Source organism: Paraburkholderia sp. XV (genome assembly GCF_020177535.1).
GTDB classification, from domain to species: Bacteria; Pseudomonadota; Gammaproteobacteria; order Burkholderiales; family Burkholderiaceae; genus Paraburkholderia; species Paraburkholderia caribensis.
This window is the reverse complement of record NZ_JAGUUD010000060.1, coordinates 21826-38080: the sequence shown is the minus strand read 5'-3', so window position 1 is coordinate 38080 and position 16255 is coordinate 21826. Positions and strand designations below refer to the sequence as shown.

Below are 16255 nucleotides of genomic sequence, written 5' to 3'. Positions count from 1 at the left end.
TATCGGGCGCCTGGATTTGCGTCGATGCACGTAAAACAACTATGTGTTTCAGATTCAGAATGATTCATGCGGAATCTATTTTATGGATTACTGCAAATGCAGCGACCTCGGCTCCAGCCCTCGATCCTGGCCGGACAGCGGAGATTGCGGCCAACCTTATGACAATAGGCGCTCATTGATCGTATGGAAAAAGTCAATTTCCATCTGATCGCCAAAAATCCCAGCAAAACGCGCATGGCCAGATTTCAAAATCAATTGGCCTAAAACGTTACACGCGGCAGCTTTAAGAAAACCTGTTCAACTCCTAGAATTGATCAGGTCATCGCACGGTAAAAACGCCGCTGCAATTCCGGGTGAATTAACCACGTAAATGATCAGGAGATCATTGCCAAGGTCTTTTCCTGGAACGCCTGAGGTCTCCGTCAGCGTCCATCGTCTGAGGGTCAATCCAGATGCGATGCGTTGTTGAGGACTATTTGCCGAGCGCCCCCCTATGACGAGTGTCAATCCCTCGACGACTGAAACGGCCTGCCCGGTTGTTGCGTCGTCTCCCGCCCCGTTGCCTGCCGCGCAAGCGCCGACGTCCGCGCCTCCGGCACCCGCGCAAGCGGAGATGTCGTTGCGCCTGGCCATTGGTCTGAGTGGGATGCTGCTCGCGTCGCTGCTGGCCATCGTCAACGAACAGGTCACGGCACTTGCCATGACGGACGTGCGTGGCGCGCTCTCCATCGGACATGACGACGGCAGCTGGCTGACCGTTCTGTTCGAAGCCGCCAACGTGTCCACGATGATCTTTGCACCGTGGTTCGGTATCACCTTCACCTTGAAGCGGTTCACGATAGGTGCGGTGGCGGCCTCGATGCTGTTTGCCTTGCTCTGTCCGCTTTCGCCCAACCTGTCCACGTTTTATGTGCTGCGTGTGCTCCAGGGCGTCGCCGGCGGCTGTCTGCCGCCCATGCTGATCATCGTGGCGTTGCGCTATCTTCCGCCCAGAATCAAGCTGTATGGGCTCGCAGGATATGCGCTCACAGCAACCTTCGGGCCGACGATCGGCACGCCACTCGCCGCGTTGTGGACGGAGTATGTCAGCTGGAAGATGGCGTTCTGGCAAAGCGTGCCGTTCGGACTGTTGAGCTGTGTCGCGATCCAGTACGGCCTGCCGCAAGATGCTGTCAAGCTCGAAAGGTTCCGGACGTTCAACTGGATCGGATTGATCACAGGCGGTCCGGCTGTTGCCATGCTAGTCATTGGACTGCTACAGGGCGATCGACTCGACTGGCTGAATTCGACGTTTATCTGCGCGATGCTGTTCGGCGGAACGCTGCTTTTCATCGCGTTTCTCGTCAACGAGTGGTATCAGCCGGTTCCGTTCTTCAAGCTGCAGTTGCTGTACCGCCGAAACTTCTCGCATGGTTTGTCGACGCTGGTGGGCGCCGTGATGTTGCTGGTCGGTGTCGCTGTGATTCCCGCCCAGTTCCTTGCGAAGGTGCACACGTACCGGCCGCTTCAAACCGCGCCGCTGGCGTTGCTGGTTGCCATTCCACTGCTGATTACGCTTCCGCTGACAGCCGCCCTGCTGAACACGCGCCGGATCGATTCGCGTTGGGTCATGGCGTTCGGACTGTCGCTGGTCGCCACTACGTGCTTTCTCGGAAGCTTCATGACTTCCGAGTGGGTTCGCGAGAACTTTTACTGGCTCCAGTCGTTGCAGATCGTGGCGCAGCCGATGGTGATCGTCGCCATTCTGATGGGTGTGACAACGGGCTTGCCGCCGACGGAAGGGCCGTTCGCTTCCGCCATGTTCAACTCGCTCAAGGCATTCACCGGCGTGGCGGCTACGGCGCTGATCGACGGTCTGGGCACGGCCCGTGAGCATTTTCATTCGAGCATGCTGGTCGACCATCTGGGCAACAACGCATTGATCGCGAGTCAGAGCGTCAACGCCGCACATGGTCTCGGCGAACTCGCGCATCGGATTCACGAGCAGGCGGTGGTGCTCACCTCCGCCGACCTTTATCGCGTGATGGCGGTGATCGCCGTTGCCGTTCTCCTTCTCGTCCCAGTGCTGCCGGTGCGTATCTATCCGCCGTGGAGCACGACACCGCCATCCAATCGCTAACCATTGATTCATATGTCATTCCTCACCCGAATTCCCCCCAAACTGGCGCGCATCGCCGCGGTCGTGGTCGTGCTGGGCGTTGCTGCCTGGGGTTGTACGAAGCTGCTTGCCAATCCGGATTACGAATCCACCAACGACGCCTACGTGGCCGCCGATTTCACGCTGGTGGCGCCGCGTATTGCCGGACAGGTTTCCGAGGTACTCGTCGAGGACAACCAGCAGTTGAAGGCCGGGCAATTGATGGTGCGTATCGACGATCGCGACTTCCAGGCGGCGTTGCTGACTGCGCGGGCCGACGTGGCGGCCGCCAGGGCATCCGTCGCGAACTACGACGCCGAGATCGCGCGTCACCCTTCACTCGTCGAACAGGCGCGCGCCACGCTGCGCTCCGACGAAGCGTCGATCGATTTCGCACGCGCCAATGCGGCGCGCTACCAGAACCTGTCGGAGTCCGGCGCGGGCACGATGCAGGAACATCAGCACGCCGCGAGCGCGCTTGCCGAGCAACTCGCGCAACAGGCGCATGATCGCGCTGCGCTGGCCGCGACCGAACAGAATCTCGATGTGCTGCGCACGCAGCGCGACAAGGCCGCCGGTGCGCTGGCCCACGCCGAGGCCGCGCTGGAGCAAGCCAGGCTCAACCTCTCTTACACGGAGATTCATGCGCCCGTCGATGGCAAGGTGGGCAGGCGTTCCGTGCGGGTCGGCGCGTTCGTCACGCCCGGTGCGCCGCTGCTCGCGATCGTGCCGCTCTCCGACGCCTATGTGGTCGCGAACTTCCAGGAGAACCAGATCACCGACATGCGGCCCGGCGAGCGTGTGCGTATCAAGGTCGACAGCTTTCCTGGCGTTGTCATCCAAGGGCATATCGACAGTCTGGCGCCTGCTACCGGCGTGAGCTTTGCGCCGATCGCGCCCGACAACGCCACGGGCAACTTCACCAAGGTCGTGCAGCGCGTGCCCGTCAAGATAACGATCGATGCGGGCCAGCAGGCGGCATCTGCATTGAGCGTGGGGCTGTCTGTCGAAGCAGAAGTCGCGGTGAGCAAACATGGCAACGCGACGATCGCGGGAGCGGACAACAAATGAACGCGCGCGCGTTTTCCATTCGTACGCCCGCGTTGGCAGGTTTGCTTTGCTTTGCACTGAGCGGCTGTCTGGTGGGCCCCAACTTCGAACGTCCGACGTCGGCCACACCCGACGTCTTCAATCGCACGCAGACCGCACAGGCGCCGAGCAAGGCGACCGAATCCGAGTTCAATCCGGATTGGTGGCTGCTGTTCAATGATCCCACGCTGAACGCGCTCGAACAGAAACTGGCCGATGCGAACCTCGACGTAGCGGCGGCCTCTGCCCGTCTGCGGCAAAGCCGCGCCGAGCAGCGCGTGGCGGGCGCGGCGGAATATCCGACGCTCACGGGCGCCGCTTCGTACAACCGCGAGCGCGGCAGCGAGAATGGCATTCTTTCGTTGCTCGGCGTTTCGCCGACGGACAGCCAGCCGCAATCGGCTTCGGGCAGCGCTCCGCTTGGCGTCGCGCCGCTGCCGGGAAGCAAGGGTTCGCCCGCTTATAACCTGTATCAGTTCGGTTTCGACGCGTCATGGGAAGTCGACATCTGGGGCCGTGTTCGACGCAGCGTGGAAGCCGCGTCGGCATTGACGGATGCCTCGTACGAAGAGCGCAACGCGGTGTTGCTGTCCGCGCGTGCCGAGCTCGCGCGCGACTACATTCAACTGCGCGACACGCAGGCTCTGCTTCAGATCGCGCATCAGAATCTGGAGATTGCACGTGACGCCACCCGGCTCACGCAAACGCGCGTACGCGAAGGCGTGACGACCGATCTCGACGTAGCCAACGCTTCCGCACAGGTCGCGACGATCGAAAGCCTGATTCCCACGCTCGAATCGCGCAGCGAAACGACGATCAATGCGATCGGCGTGTTGCTGGGCGAGCAGCCGGGCGCGCTGCGTCAGATGCTCGCCGGGACACGCGACGTTCCCGGGCTTCCGAATCAGGTGCCGATTGGATTTCCGTCAGAACTCGTACAGCGCCGGCCCGACATCAGAAAGGCCGAGGCTCAGTTGCACGCGGCGACGGCAGCGATCGGCATGGCGAAGGCGGACTTTTATCCGCGCATTTCGCTTAATGGCAGTGCGGGATTCCAAAGTCTTCAGCTGTCGAATCTCGCGGATTGGGCATCGGGTCAGTTCGTCGTCGGACCGTCGATCACGCTTCCGATTTTCGAAGGCGGACGCCTCAAGGGAACCCTGCAGTTGCGCGAGGCCCAACAGCAGGAAGCGGCGATCGTCTACAAACATACCGTGCTTCAGGCCTGGCGCGAGGTGGATGATGCGCTGATCGTCTACGACGCTGAACAGCGAAGGCATGATCGACTGGAAGAAGTCGTGAGCCTGAATCTGCGGGCGCTCTCGATTGCGCGGCAGCGCTACAAGGCCGGGGCCGTCGATTTTCTCGACGTGCTCAATGTGCAGCGGCAGTTGCTCGACGCGCAGAGCAATCTCGAACAAAGCAAGGCCGACGCCGCCGCCAACCTCATCACCTTATGCAAGGTGCTCGGCGGCGGATGGGAGTCGTCGTACGCGCAACAGGATGTGCGTCATTGAAGCAGCGCAGACGACGCGCGCCACCTTCCCCGTTTATCCGTTTCTTAAGCGCCGTGGACACGCGTCTGCGGCAGGTCGTCTCTGGAGAGCATGATGAAATTGTTTGTTCGCACCCTGGTTATCGCAACGGCCCTTGCCGTCCCCGCATTGTCTCAGGCTGAGGAAAGCAGTCCTCCCGTTCAATCGCAGCCGAACAGCGCCTCCGAATCCGGCTACGGCGGCAGCGCGGCTGGAAAAGACCAGGCCGGGTCGCAGAAGAAGGCGGGAGGCTTCTGGCATCGCGGCGGCAGTGCGTCGGGCGACAACTGTACCGGGCCCATCAGCTATTGCAGCATCTTCTTCGGCAACTAGGCGCAGGATCGATCACCGGGTAAGCCGCCGGCAGCGGACGCGATGCCCGGCGACTGCGTCCGGGGCCGGCCAGCGAACCCGAAGCGTCCAGGCTCATCAGCGATAATGCACGGCATCTGGTCAACCGGAATCCGACCCTGCCGCGTATGAGCAAAACCGTAAATCAGCAACGCCGCATCGACGCGATGCTGCGCGAAGCCGTGGCCATGCAGCAAAACGGAGCGCAGCCCGAGGCCGAGGAGATCTATCGCGAGATTCTCGCGCTACGTCCGATGCACTTTGACGCGATCCAGCTGCTCGGCGCGCTGTCGTTACAGGCCGGGCGCATCGACGAAGGCGTCGGCTTGTTGCAGAAAGCTGTGTCGATCAACGGAAAGCAGGCACCGTTGCACTCGAATCTCGCGTACGCGTATAACGCGCAGCGCCGCTTCAGCGAGGCGCTGGCTAGCGCGAACCGCGCGCTGGCGCTGCAACCGGACTTCCCCGATGCACTGAACAATCGCGGCAACGCGCTTGCCGGACTCGACCGGCCGGCGGAAGCACTGGCGAGCTTCGACAAGGCGCTCGCCTTGCAGCCCGAACTTGCACAGGCATGGAACAACCGCGCCTGCGTGTTGCGCGACCTCGACCGCCCCGCCGACGCGCTCGCGAACTGCGATCAGGCTATCGCGCTGCAGGCCCGTTATGCCGACGCATGGAGCAATCGCGCGAACGCGTTGAGCGACATGAACCGTCCGCAGGACGCGCAAGCGAGCTATCAGCGGGCGCTCGAACTCGCTCCCGCATTCGTCGATGCCTGGAACAATCTCGGCCTCACGCTGGTGGACATGAAGCTGCACGACGACGCGCTGCAGTGCTACGAGCGCGCGCTCGCGCTGGACGCCGATTGGGCAGAGGCGCATTGGAACTACGCGTTGTGTCTGCTGCAGATGGGTCGGCTCGAACAGGGCTGGCGCGAGTACGAATGGCGCTGGCGGCGCCATCGCATCAAGGCGTCTCAGCGGAGCTTTACACAGCCGCTATGGCTGGGCGAATTTCCGCTCGAAGGCAAAACCATTCTGCTGCACGCCGAGCAAGGGCTGGGCGACACGCTGCAGTTCTGCCGCTATGCGCCGCTCGTCGCTGCGATGGGCGCAAGAGTCGTCCTCGAAGTGCCGAAGGAACTGATGCGACTGCTCGCGACGCTTCGCGGCGTCGCTGAACTGGTCGAGCAGGGCCAGCCGTTGCCGGCCTTCGATTGCCATGCGCCGCTGCTCAGTTTGCCGCTCGCGTTTGGCACGAACCTGGCAAATATCCCGTCCGGGGCGCCCTATGTCAGTGCGGACAACGCGAATGCGCAGCGCTGGGCGCAGCGGCTGGCTGGCGACGGCGCGCCTGCGCTGAAGGTCGGGCTGGTATGGGCGGGCGGAAATCGTCCGCATGTCGCCGAGCTGAGGAAGACCGATGCGCGGCGCTCGGTGACGCTCGAAATGCTAAGCCCCATCCTCGATGTGCCGCATGTGCGCTTTTACAGCCTGCAGAAGGGTCCCGCCGCACAACAGTTGCGTGAGCACCAGACGTTGAGCGAACGGATCATCGACTACACCGATGAACTCGATGACTTCGCAGACACGGCTGCGTTAGTAGCGAACCTCGATCTCGTCATTACGGTCGATACCGCCGTTGCTCACCTCGCAGGGGCGATAGGCAAGCCGGTGTGGATCATGAACCGCTTCGATACGTGCTGGCGATGGCTGCTCGATCGCACGGATAGTCCTTGGTATCCGGGCGTCCGGTTGTTCAGGCAACCAGCGCTCGGTGACTGGGACAGTGTGGTGAAAGCGGTGCGTGATGCGCTAGGCGCGGAGAGGTCTTAGCGACTCATCACCGCGAGAAAATCGTTGAGCCCATCCCGCTTCATACCGGAACCGCGCAGGCCGCTCGTAGTAACCGTCGCCTGCACGCCGCGAAACTTAAGGCGGCCATCGCGCGGTTACTCTCGCGCCCTGCACGGTCGTGACGCGCTGATACGCCTACGCTCACTGCATCGGGATCTGATCCCTAATTGCTGGCCGGCGACTTCGTGGTCGGGGTTGCAAGCGTATTGTTAGTCTTCGGGGCCGGTGTCGAACTGTTGTTCGGGCCCTGCTGCATGCCTGTGTTCGGCGAGCCGGCACTCATACCGCTGTCCGAGTTGGCTGCGCCTGGCGTGCCGTAACCGCTCGTCGAGTCGTTCATCTGGTTCGTTGCCGGGCTGGACGTGCTGCCATGGCTCGACGAACCGCCACCTGCCGCGCCACCCGCTGTCTGTGCATACGCGCCGCCCGACAGCGCGAGCGCCGCGACGGCCGCGATGAGTGCGCTGGTTGCCTTGTTCATGATCCGTTCCTCCTTGATTGAACTGGAATATCGACGCAGACGATCGCCGCCTGCTCGACCATGAATTGAGCAATCACCGTGCCGCTGCTTTTCTTGCGGTACTGATACGCCACGCCTGATTCAATAGGCATGAACCGGCCCGAATGCGCCATCGAAATGAGTGTTGTGAAGCGCGCGAGTGCTTGGTGCTCATACTGGCTTCACCTCAGCTTTGCGCAATGGTCTCCCACGCACCCGATCGCGCCGAGCGGAACACAGCGTCGATCACACGCATATTGGCGCGCGCATCTTCAAGTGGGATAGCCTGGGGGGTTCCACTCAGTATCGCCTCCGCGAACGCGGCGGCAGCGACACCATATTGATCGCACGCCGGAATCTCCACCCAGCGATCAGTCCCGGCACCGGCGCTCGTGTTCTCACTCACTAACAGACGCGTCGGCCGATCGTTCGGTGCATTGAATGGAATCTCGACCTCGATTCGCCCCTTCGTACCGTGAAATTGCATCCGCTGATACGGGTGCGTCTGAGTCGAGTAAAAGAAACTCGCCTGCACACCGTCGAAGTCCATCAGCACGGAGCCTAGCCGGTCCACGTCGAATACGGGGTCCTGCTCGATCAGCGCAACCACGCGGCCTGGCTCAGCCCGGGTAACGAAGCGTGACGTCGTGATGGGATAACAACCGATATCGAGCAGACCGCCGCCGCCCAGTCCGCTCTGGTTGCGGATATTGTCAGGGTTCGTGTTGTTATAGGTGAAGCCGCCCGTCACCGCCCGCAGTTCGCCAATCGCGCCGTCGTCGATCAAGCTACGCACCTTCAGCCATTGCGGATGCGTGCGCACCATGAAGGCTTCCTGGATGCATCGGCCGCTCCGGTCGCGCGCCGCGATGAGCCGTTCAACCTGCTGGGCGTCGAGCCCGATCGGCTTCTCACACAGAACGTGCTTGCCCGCCTCGACGGATTTGATCGTCCATTCCACGTGAATGTGATTGGGCAGCGGAATATAGACCGCGTCGATTTCCGGGTCAGCAAGCAGCGCTTCGTAACTGTCGTATGCGACGCTCAAACCATATCGGGCCGCGGCTTCCCGGGCCTTCTCCTGAGAGCGCGACGCGATGCCCTTCACCCGGCACTTCGGCGCGTTGTGCATGGGCACGACAACCTTGTCGTTGATCTTCGCGGTGCCCATAATGCCCCAGACAACTTCATTCTTTGCCATGACATTCCCTTTTCCGATTGAGTCGCTGAAGAGAGCAGGCCAAACGAGCGCGTGGGCCTGCAAGTCCATGAGGCCATGAAGGACCCCAAGCATCCCGTCAGGCCAGTGTACTAACTGCCTGGATTTCTGCCGAGATACGCAACCACCGCCCCCGTCAGCGCGATACCGCGCAATTCCTCCGGCGATGCCAGACGTGCCGCGACGATCTCGCGATTATCGAGCCGCAGTTCGGGCATGCGATCGAGGTGCAGTTCGAAGAAATGCACCTGGTCTCTCCGTCCCTCCCAACTGCCGCAGATGCAGCCCGCAGGGCGTAATGCGTGCGACGACAGGCCAATCTCCTCCTCCAGTTCGCGCCGCGCAGCCGCATCAGGCGCCTCACCGGGCTCGATACTGCCGCCGGGAAAATTCCATTCGGCGCGGTACGATGACTTCACAAGCAACAGTGCCTGCCCGACGTAAATGGCGACTAGCGCGCCCTCATGACGAGGCCGTCGAATCTGCCACCAGACGCGGGCGAATCGATAGCCGAGGCGAAGCACCATGCGCCAGACAAAGTCGATAAACATGGCCGGTCGCGCTCGCTCAAGGCTCGGCATTGAGTTCTCTCCTTACGTTCGTGGCTAGCGGATCTTACCGGCGCGCCATGTCCCGGTTCGATTAGTGGAAGGCGCTCCCAGCGCGCAGGCGATAACGCTGAACGGCCATCACCAGGCAGATGCCGGCTGACGCCATGATATTGGCAACGGGATAAAAAGCGACTGCCACCGTCCATTGTCTCAAGGCGAGTAATGCAAGAGCATATTTGACGACGCACAAGACGAAATAGACGAGGCTTTCGCCCCGGGGATCACGAACCGTCTTTCGGACCGTCGGACCGAGGCCCGCAAGTTCGATCACGGTCACCAGGCAGACCGAGCGGGTCGGGTCTTCAGTCAGTATCCAAAGCGGTATGGCTAGCAACGCTGCCCCAAGAAACATCCAGTCGGCTTTTGTCCAACTTCTCTCGCCTCGATAGATGCTCGCCACGAGAATCAGAATACATGTGACGGCGATCGCCGCCGTGCACCACGCAGAAGGCCCTGCACCCGCAACAAATTGACCCGCAGCAGCGATGGTCGTGACAATCGACCAGATTAACCACGTGAAAAGATGCGGACGAACAGCGCGCCTGAGAATCGCGAGTGCATAGGGAATGGCCGCCAGCAGCGATACAACTGAACCGATCACTCCAAATATCGAAGCGGTATCGTGGTCAATGTTTACCATTGCAGTGGATTCTGTTCATGCAACCGCAGCAGACGCGAGAAGCGTGCGCCATAAACCCGCTTAGCCCCGGAGGTTGCGCTCGCAATCTTCCCAATATCGAAGCGGGTCGTGATGCTCCGGATAGTGTGCCTTGAGCCATACCGACAGCCTGGTCCAATCCGGATGGTTGGTACCCGTCTGGGCCGACCAGGTCGACGACCTCTCAAGAATTTGTCCGTTCATGCGATCACGCACCAGCAAGCTGCCCAGTCCGCTCGAACTGTTGGCCTGTGACTCGAGCTGATAGCGCGGCAGAATCCTGAGCTCGGCATCCTCCGCCCACCCGTACAAGGCGCGGACCACGCCGGACGGATCGCGCAACTCGATGGGGCCGCTTTTCGGGCGAACGGCGGCCCATCCTTCGGGAAACTCGGTGACGACCTCGTTTTTGCCTTCCCTCACCCACTTCACGCGCCACGCCTTCACCATCGATTCACGCATGCGCGATATCGACTCGTAGCCGGCGGGCAATTCAATCGCCATCGGAAGTGAAATGAGGTTGTCTTTCCACAGTTTGGACTCCTCGTCCACGCGCTCGACCACGTCGAAAGCCCCTGCTTCGAATGGGTTCTCAGGCCGGCTCGATGTCTTCACGCTCCCGGCAGGCAGTCCTTCGAAAAGGCGCTCGGCATCATGGCGCGTAAGTTTCGTCTTTCCTTTCTTCATTGGGTTTCTCTGCAGCAAAGTTGTCGCGAGCGGCCGCGTCGTAACGACTGGAATCGGGCGTTACTTCCGCTCACGCGTCTGAACGTGCTTACGTTCCCGTTCTGCGCTATTCGGCTTTTTCAGCGTGGAAGGCGGCAATTGCGCCGCTCGTGCGGCCACCCGCCGAATGGCCAAAGCACGTGTGTATGAGAGATTATAGGCCGCTGGAACGGGCGGACGTCCCATTGGGCTGCCGGTGCCTTACCGTGCATGTGCGCACCGCATGCCGGCCTTCCGCGCGGGTGTCTCGAAAGGCGGAAACTGTTTCGATAACGCAGCGCTCTATGCACACGCGGTCCAACGGAGAAAATCATGTCCGCGACCGAGCCGTGGGTATGTCCGACGTGTGCCATTCAGGTCACCACGCCTTTCCGTCCGATGTGGTGAGTTCGAGAAGATAGCCGCGCACCTCGCGCACGGTCACGCTGTCGCCGCTTGTCATATTGACACCGACGATACCCATTGCGACTTCCGCGATCAGGAGAACACCGAGAAAACTCATCGCCGCCCCGATCGCAGCATGGGGAAATTATTCCGAATCGCGATTTAACAGGCTTCAATCAGAACATTTTTCCAATTTTGATTCGCTTCCAATTGACTGTATTTAACAATTTCCCACACAGCAATTGCCCGGTGATTTAAAGATTTCAATTCGATTTTTCAGCGTGCCTGAAGAGAACGGAGAATCACCGTAGAATGGCGCGGCCAGATAAAGCACTTCCATGTATATCAAGCGGCCGCGGGAGCTAAATAGTGAATCCGTATCTATATCATTTCGATACCGGCACTTATCCAGGCAATCAACGATTTGAAGTATGGCGAGACGAGGTCAATGCGATATTCGATGTCGATATCGACCCGTCCGCGTCGGCGCGCTTTAACTACCGGTTGACGACCGGTTATGTCGGCTCGCTATTGATGGGCTGCGGCACGTGGTCGGGGCAGGGTGACCCCGTTGCCTATGGCGTCAAACGATCGACAAAAATGCTCCGCAGCGACGGACTCGATCATTTCTATCTGTGCCTCGGCATTACGCATTCATTGACGGGATATGCGGGGCGGCAGCCGATCCACGCGCAACCCTCGACCATCTATTTGCTCGATCTCGCGTCCGAGCTCGATTCGGAGATTGTCGCGGGCGACACGATCATTCTGACCGTGCCGCGCGACCTGCTTCCCGAGCGCGTCAAGTCCGCGAGACTGCACGGCACGGTTCTGCATGGGCCAATGAGCTCGCTGCTCGCCGATCATCTGTATTCGCTGCGCCGTCAACTGCCGCATCTGTCGCCGGCCGATATGCCGCACGTCGAGCAGGCCACGCTGGCCATGATCTCGGCCACGCTGGCGCCGTCCGTCGAAGCGCTCGCCGAGGCCGAAGGAGAAATCGACCGGGCGATGATGACGCGCGTGCGCCGCTTCATCGATGCGCACCTCACGTCCCCCGACCTCGATCCCCTGCGCATCTGCAAGGAAGTGGGCGTTTCGCGCGCGCAGCTCTACCGGCTGTTTTCGCGTGAATCGGGCGTCGCCTTCTACATCCAGCAGCGGCGCCTCGCTGCCATCCGAGACATACTCGAAAGCGGCAAAGCGCGCGATCAGCGCATTTCCACGCTTGCGTTTCAATATGGCTTCAAGAGCGAGTCGCACTTCAGCCGCAGTTTCCGCCAGGCATTCGGCTGTTCGCCGACGGAAGCCCGCGACCTCGGCATGCAGCGCGATCGGCAGGCTGCACCAACACGGCGCCATGTTCCATCACGACCCGGTTCGTTGCGGGAAGTGCTCGACAAGCTCGACAAATAGCGGTTCTTGAGACGCACAGTCAAGCAATTGAGACGCACAGGCCAGATCACACCGCACAACGCTGCTAACATTTTTCCTGCCTGACCGGTCAGGAATAGCACGCACGTCGAGAGCTTCGACTCCTCACTGCAACTGCGTATTCCGGGCACGCCGAGCCGAATGGATCGCGTGTCGCGCGGCGCTATTCCGACGTCCATTCCAACGAGAATCGGGGTTCGAAAAATGAAGTCTCGCCAGTTCGCACTCTGTGCAATCCTGGCTTTGTCAGCCTGCGCCCAAACTTCGAATTCAAGCAACGTCGTGCGCATTTGCGACGACCAGGGATGCTCGGATCGACCGAAGAACCAGCAGACATTCGACGCCTCAAGCAACGCTAAAAACGCCCGTCAGGACGAGCGTATCCAAGCCCTGAAGCAGACGGCCGAACACGACCCGCGCGCCGCCTACGACCTTGGCCTGCGCTACTTCCGCGGCGACGGTGTGCGCCAGGACAGTTATCAGGCGCTGGTGTGGATGAGAAAGGCGGCAGAAGGCGGCGACCTGCAAGCGCAGAAGGCGTTGGGCAGTTTCTATCTGTTTGGTCTCGAAGAGATGGGACCGGACCCGCGCGAAGCAGAAAAATGGCTGCTGATGGCAGCGGGCCGCGGCGATCAGGAATCGAAGCAGTTGCTCGCGCAAGCAAGAGCCGCAAAGCAATCCGATGAAGACTATTACCGGTGGCAAACCGAATGGCGGCCGGTTTACTACGGCTATTGGAGCGCGGGCTACGCGTATCACGGGTATTGGCGCGAGCGCGCGTGGTACGGCTATTAAAGGGCTTTTATCCGGGTTGAATCGACGGTCGAAGTCGAAGCATCCTCATGTCGAACCATCCATTACGCACACTACAACATGACTCTCATTACAAAACATCCGGCGGTTAAGAGCATGCTCTCGATCGTCATGATCGGGGCGCTCGGCGCTTGCGGCGGCATGGTGTCCACCGGGGGACAGAGCGCGGGCGTGTCGGGCGCGGCAGGCGGCGCAGTCAGCGCCGGCGCGGAGGAAACGCTGGAGCGCTGCACGGCGCCGCTCGGCACGATCGCCGTCGACGACGGCCGCAACGCCGACTGGTTCGGCCCATTCGGCAGCGCCACTCAGGTCACGACGATCGAACCGCTGCTGCGTCTGGCCGTCCAGCAATCGAACTGTTTCGTCATCACGTCGATCGGCAATCAGAAGACGGATGCGCGCCTGAGCCGGATCACATCGCTGCAGCGCAATTCCGGCGAATACCGCGCAGGCTCCAAACAGCAGAAGGGCCAACGCGTTGCCGCCGACTACTACATGGAACCGCAGATCGTCATCAACGACTCGGCGATCGGCGGGGTCAGCGGCGTGCTCGGCGGCCTCGTGGGCAACGCCGCCATTGCGAAGATTGCGGGCGGCATGCAATCGAAGGCGTCGGTGGTGACACTCACGCTATTCGACGTGCGGTCGGCGGTGCAGATTTCGGCGGCGGAAGGCAATTCCACCGCGACCAACTACGGCGCAGCACTGGCGGGATTCGGCGGCACGGCAGGCGGCAGCCTGAGCGGCTTTTCGAAGACGCCGGAAGGCAAGGCCACCGTCGCCGCGTTCATCGACGCGTACAACAAGATGGTCGTGGCGCTGCGCAGTTACAAGGCACAGGACGTCAAAGGCGGTCTTGGCCGCGGCGGCCAGTTGCAGGTCAACTGACGGGATAGTCTTGCAGTACGCGAGGAGACCACTAAAACCGGGACGTGCGTCATGCGTTCAGCCTCTGACGCACGAGTCCCCGGATTAGACCCGACCCTGGCGGGCCTTCGCAATCCGTTGCCGGGTGCCGGACATCGGATCGGTAGCCATCACGCCAGATAGCGGCGACAGACCATGTCGCGAATGTGTCGCACACGGATCGAAGTGCTACCGCGTGTGCCACAGCCGCCTACGCCTTCGCCCCCGCCCGCGCACGCTTCTTCGGTGCGGATGCCGATTGCGCGGGCGCCGCCTCGGCCGGTGCGCGCTTGAACAGCGGCGAACTGAGCGTCGCGGCCCCCATGTCCGCCGCGGCGCTCAACAGCGACGGCGCGAGTTCCTTCAAGCGCGACTCCGGCAACCGGCTCGTCGGCCCAGCAAGACTCACGATACCCACCACCTCGCCCGTGACGGGATTGCGCACGGGTGCGGCAATCGATGTCATGCCCGCCTCGTACGTCTCGATCGCGACGCCATAGCCGCGTTGCCGCGCGCCGTTCAGATCCTTGAGGAATTGCTGAATGGTCTTCGGCGCACGCGGCGCATTGAGCGATTTCGGCCCAAGGCCGCCCTGCTTCGACACCAGCTCGATGGCACGTTCGTCAGACAATGTGGATAGCCACGCCTGCCCGCTCGCCGTGCAATGCAGCGGCGGCTGGCTGCCCATGTCCGGGTCGTAACGCAACCCCGACTTCGCGCCCTGCGCCTTGCCCACAAACGTAATGTGGTCGTCCTCGACCACGCCGAGGCGCGCCAGCTCACCCGAGCTTTCCGCGAGCCGGTCGAGCACCGGCTGCGAAATATCGGACACGCCACTCGTCGACAGATAGATCAGCCCCAGCGACACCAGCTTCAGCGCCAGCATGTACTCGCCGTGATCTTCGTCCTGACGCACAAAACCTTCGTCGATCAGCATCGACAGCAGACGGTGCGTGCCGCTGCGCGGAATGTTCAGCGTGTCGGCGATGGCCGCGAGCGGCATGCGCCCGCCATTCTTCGCCAGCAGTTCGAGCACCGCCAGCGCCCGCTCCAGATTGCCTGCCATAGTGCACTCTCATTTAAACTGTATCGTGCAAATGAGAACATGATTCCACAGTGGAATTCAAGCGGTTTCGCATGTCCTTCGCTGGGGGCCGTCGGCGGTCAGCGTCCAGCGCTCACGTCGCGCTCGCGCACGCCTGTTCGATCACCGCCCACGCCGCCTCATGCAGGCGGCGCGCACGATCGAGGGCACAGGTGGTCTGCGCCCAACGCTGCGTCGGTACTTCGACGCTCACCGGCAAGTGCCCGGGCAACGCGCGCAGGATGCCGACGAGATCGAGACCGCCCTCGCCCGGAATCATCCGTTCACAACGCGCCTGGAACAGCAAGGTATCGAGATCGGCGGGACGTTCGGCGGGTGCGTCGCAGAACTGCACGTAGCCGAAGTAATCGCGCGGCAGTGCGCGCAGTGCATCGAGCGAATCCGCCGCGCGGTCGAAGTGAATCGGGTCGATGATGAGGCCCGTGTTGCGCCTGCCGCTCGCTTCGACGATGCGCGCGCCCTGCGCGATGTTCTTCACGTCGGTCCATGGCATCGGCTCGAGCGAAGGCGTGAGGCCGAGCGGCGCCGCGATATCGCACAGCTTGCCGAGCCGGTCGGCCATGCGCGCATCGTCGGGATCGTTGCCGGCCACGAGCACATAGCGCGCGCCGAGTTCGGCGGCTGTGTCGAGCATCGGCTTGTACGACGCCACGTCCGTATCCGGCTTTAGCCGCACGATCTCGACATCGAGCACACGCATGCCCGTGTCCTTCAACACCGCGAGCGTCTCGCGCTTGAGCTGCGTATCGCCGACGATTTCATGCCGCACTTCGTGATCGGTGGCAGGCAGCAGACGCAGGCCGACGAAGTCGTAGCCTGCATCGACCGCGCATTGCACCATTTGCGGCGGCGTCAGTTCCAGCACAGTCAGCGCCGACAGCGACAGCGCGCGCGCATGAGCCTGGGTCATCATGTCTCCTTTTATCCAG

17 protein-coding genes are annotated in these 16255 nt (G+C 61.6%); 8 read left to right on the top strand and 9 right to left on the bottom strand.

Going from position 1 to position 16255, the window contains the following annotated elements:
• The first annotated feature begins 493 nt into the window (after positions 1-493).
• The 5 genes from KFO72_RS25010 (at position 494) to KFO72_RS24990 (ending at position 6950) form a co-directional block, all read left to right on the top strand.
• Positions 494-2119 (top strand): MFS transporter, encoded by a 1626-nt coding sequence (locus tag KFO72_RS25010; RefSeq protein WP_225033273.1) that lies wholly within the window; start codon positions 494-496, stop codon positions 2117-2119.
• A 12-nt stretch (positions 2120-2131) separates the two neighbouring features.
• The gene (locus KFO72_RS25005; protein WP_225033272.1) at positions 2132-3208 is read left to right on the top strand and encodes an HlyD family secretion protein; all 1077 of its coding nucleotides are present in this window, start codon (positions 2132-2134) and stop codon (positions 3206-3208) included.
• Positions 3205-4743 (top strand): efflux transporter outer membrane subunit, encoded by a 1539-nt coding sequence (locus KFO72_RS25000; RefSeq protein ID WP_054931488.1) that lies wholly within the window; start codon positions 3205-3207, stop codon positions 4741-4743. The genes KFO72_RS25005 and KFO72_RS25000 overlap by 4 nt, the downstream gene beginning before the upstream one ends.
• Positions 4744-4833: 90 nt before the next feature.
• Entirely contained in the window at positions 4834-5094 is a 261-nt protein-coding gene (locus KFO72_RS24995) for a hypothetical protein (protein WP_054931487.1), read from the top strand.
• A 146-nt stretch (positions 5095-5240) separates the two neighbouring features.
• Complete coding sequence (locus KFO72_RS24990; RefSeq protein ID WP_225033271.1) at positions 5241-6950, top strand: tetratricopeptide repeat protein; 1710 nt, start codon at positions 5241-5243, stop codon at positions 6948-6950.
• A gap of 184 nt (positions 6951-7134) precedes the next feature.
• Here the strand turns inward: KFO72_RS24990 and KFO72_RS24985 are convergent, their stop codons facing one another.
• The 7 genes from KFO72_RS24985 to KFO72_RS24960 all read right to left on the bottom strand — a co-directional run bounded on the left by KFO72_RS24985 (position 7135) and on the right by KFO72_RS24960 (position 11186).
• Positions 7135-7452: a hypothetical protein gene (locus KFO72_RS24985; protein ID WP_054931485.1), complete on the bottom strand. Its 318-nt coding sequence runs from the start codon at positions 7450-7452 to the stop codon at positions 7135-7137.
• Positions 7449-7583 (bottom strand): hypothetical protein, encoded by a 135-nt coding sequence (locus KFO72_RS42140; protein WP_257722149.1) that lies wholly within the window; start codon positions 7581-7583, stop codon positions 7449-7451. The genes KFO72_RS24985 and KFO72_RS42140 overlap by 4 nt, the downstream gene beginning before the upstream one ends.
• A 74-nt stretch (positions 7584-7657) precedes the next feature.
• A complete protein-coding gene (locus tag KFO72_RS24980) occupies positions 7658-8671 on the bottom strand; it encodes a Gfo/Idh/MocA family protein (RefSeq protein ID WP_225033284.1) in 1014 nt (337 codons plus the stop codon).
• A gap of 110 nt (positions 8672-8781) precedes the next feature.
• Positions 8782-9270 (bottom strand): NUDIX domain-containing protein, encoded by a 489-nt coding sequence (locus KFO72_RS24975; protein ID WP_225033270.1) that lies wholly within the window; start codon positions 9268-9270, stop codon positions 8782-8784.
• A 61-nt stretch (positions 9271-9331) separates the two neighbouring features.
• Entirely contained in the window at positions 9332-9940 is a 609-nt protein-coding gene (locus KFO72_RS24970; protein WP_225033269.1) for a hypothetical protein, read from the bottom strand.
• A gap of 60 nt (positions 9941-10000) precedes the next feature.
• Positions 10001-10645 carry a hypothetical protein gene (locus KFO72_RS24965; protein ID WP_054931481.1) on the bottom strand — a complete coding sequence of 215 codons (645 nt, stop codon included), beginning with the start codon at positions 10643-10645 and terminating at the stop codon, positions 10001-10003.
• Positions 10646-11042: 397 nt separating this feature from the next.
• Entirely contained in the window at positions 11043-11186 is a 144-nt protein-coding gene (locus KFO72_RS24960; protein ID WP_225033268.1) for a hypothetical protein, read from the bottom strand.
• Positions 11187-11437: 251 nt separating this feature from the next.
• On the opposite strand from KFO72_RS24960, the gene KFO72_RS42335 reads away from it, so the two are divergent.
• The 3 genes from KFO72_RS42335 to KFO72_RS24945 all read left to right on the top strand — a co-directional run bounded on the left by KFO72_RS42335 (position 11438) and on the right by KFO72_RS24945 (position 14203).
• Positions 11438-12484, top strand: a complete 1047-nt coding sequence (locus tag KFO72_RS42335) for a helix-turn-helix domain-containing protein (protein WP_107202663.1) — start codon at positions 11438-11440, stop codon at positions 12482-12484.
• A 222-nt stretch (positions 12485-12706) separates the two neighbouring features.
• Positions 12707-13297, top strand: a complete 591-nt coding sequence (locus KFO72_RS24950) for a tetratricopeptide repeat protein (protein ID WP_054931479.1) — start codon at positions 12707-12709, stop codon at positions 13295-13297.
• A 114-nt stretch (positions 13298-13411) separates the two neighbouring features.
• Entirely contained in the window at positions 13412-14203 is a 792-nt protein-coding gene (locus KFO72_RS24945) for a hypothetical protein (protein ID WP_098021710.1), read from the top strand.
• Between the two features lie 229 nt (positions 14204-14432).
• Here the strand turns inward: KFO72_RS24945 and KFO72_RS24940 are convergent, their stop codons facing one another.
• Together KFO72_RS24940 and KFO72_RS24935 are read right to left on the bottom strand one after the other, a co-directional pair.
• Positions 14433-15287: an IclR family transcriptional regulator gene (locus tag KFO72_RS24940; RefSeq protein ID WP_054931477.1), complete on the bottom strand. Its 855-nt coding sequence runs from the start codon at positions 15285-15287 to the stop codon at positions 14433-14435.
• A 112-nt stretch (positions 15288-15399) separates the two neighbouring features.
• Positions 15400-16236, bottom strand: coding sequence for a sugar phosphate isomerase/epimerase family protein (locus tag KFO72_RS24935; RefSeq protein ID WP_225033283.1), 837 nt, complete (start codon positions 16234-16236; stop codon positions 15400-15402).
• Between the last annotated feature and the right edge of the window lie 19 nt (positions 16237-16255).

What these genes read in the sequence shown, in the direction of transcription:
- KFO72_RS25010 (WP_225033273.1), top strand. Translation starts at nt 494, where the DNA reads ATGACGAGTGTCAATCCCTCGACGACTGAAACGGCCTGCCCGGTTGTT.
- KFO72_RS25005 (WP_225033272.1), top strand. Translation starts at nt 2,132, where the DNA reads ATGTCATTCCTCACCCGAATTCCCCCCAAACTGGCGCGCATCGCCGCG.
- KFO72_RS25000 (WP_054931488.1), top strand. Translation starts at nt 3,205, where the DNA reads ATGAACGCGCGCGCGTTTTCCATTCGTACGCCCGCGTTGGCAGGTTTG.
- KFO72_RS24995 (WP_054931487.1), top strand. Translation starts at nt 4,834, where the DNA reads ATGATGAAATTGTTTGTTCGCACCCTGGTTATCGCAACGGCCCTTGCC.
- KFO72_RS24990 (WP_225033271.1), top strand. Translation starts at nt 5,241, where the DNA reads ATGAGCAAAACCGTAAATCAGCAACGCCGCATCGACGCGATGCTGCGC.
- KFO72_RS24985 (WP_054931485.1), bottom strand. Translation starts at nt 7,452, where the DNA reads ATGAACAAGGCAACCAGCGCACTCATCGCGGCCGTCGCGGCGCTCGCG.
- KFO72_RS42140 (WP_257722149.1), bottom strand. Translation starts at nt 7,583, where the DNA reads ATGCCTATTGAATCAGGCGTGGCGTATCAGTACCGCAAGAAAAGCAGC.
- KFO72_RS24980 (WP_225033284.1), bottom strand. Translation starts at nt 8,671, where the DNA reads ATGGCAAAGAATGAAGTTGTCTGGGGCATTATGGGCACCGCGAAGATC.
- KFO72_RS24975 (WP_225033270.1), bottom strand. Translation starts at nt 9,270, where the DNA reads ATGCCGAGCCTTGAGCGAGCGCGACCGGCCATGTTTATCGACTTTGTC.
- KFO72_RS24970 (WP_225033269.1), bottom strand. Translation starts at nt 9,940, where the DNA reads ATGGTAAACATTGACCACGATACCGCTTCGATATTTGGAGTGATCGGT.
- KFO72_RS24965 (WP_054931481.1), bottom strand. Translation starts at nt 10,645, where the DNA reads ATGAAGAAAGGAAAGACGAAACTTACGCGCCATGATGCCGAGCGCCTT.
- KFO72_RS24960 (WP_225033268.1), bottom strand. Translation starts at nt 11,186, where the DNA reads ATGAGTTTTCTCGGTGTTCTCCTGATCGCGGAAGTCGCAATGGGTATC.
- KFO72_RS24950 (WP_054931479.1), top strand. Translation starts at nt 12,707, where the DNA reads ATGAAGTCTCGCCAGTTCGCACTCTGTGCAATCCTGGCTTTGTCAGCC.
- KFO72_RS24945 (WP_098021710.1), top strand. Translation starts at nt 13,412, where the DNA reads ATGCTCTCGATCGTCATGATCGGGGCGCTCGGCGCTTGCGGCGGCATG.
- KFO72_RS24940 (WP_054931477.1), bottom strand. Translation starts at nt 15,287, where the DNA reads ATGGCAGGCAATCTGGAGCGGGCGCTGGCGGTGCTCGAACTGCTGGCG.
- KFO72_RS24935 (WP_225033283.1), bottom strand. Translation starts at nt 16,236, where the DNA reads ATGACCCAGGCTCATGCGCGCGCGCTGTCGCTGTCGGCGCTGACTGTG.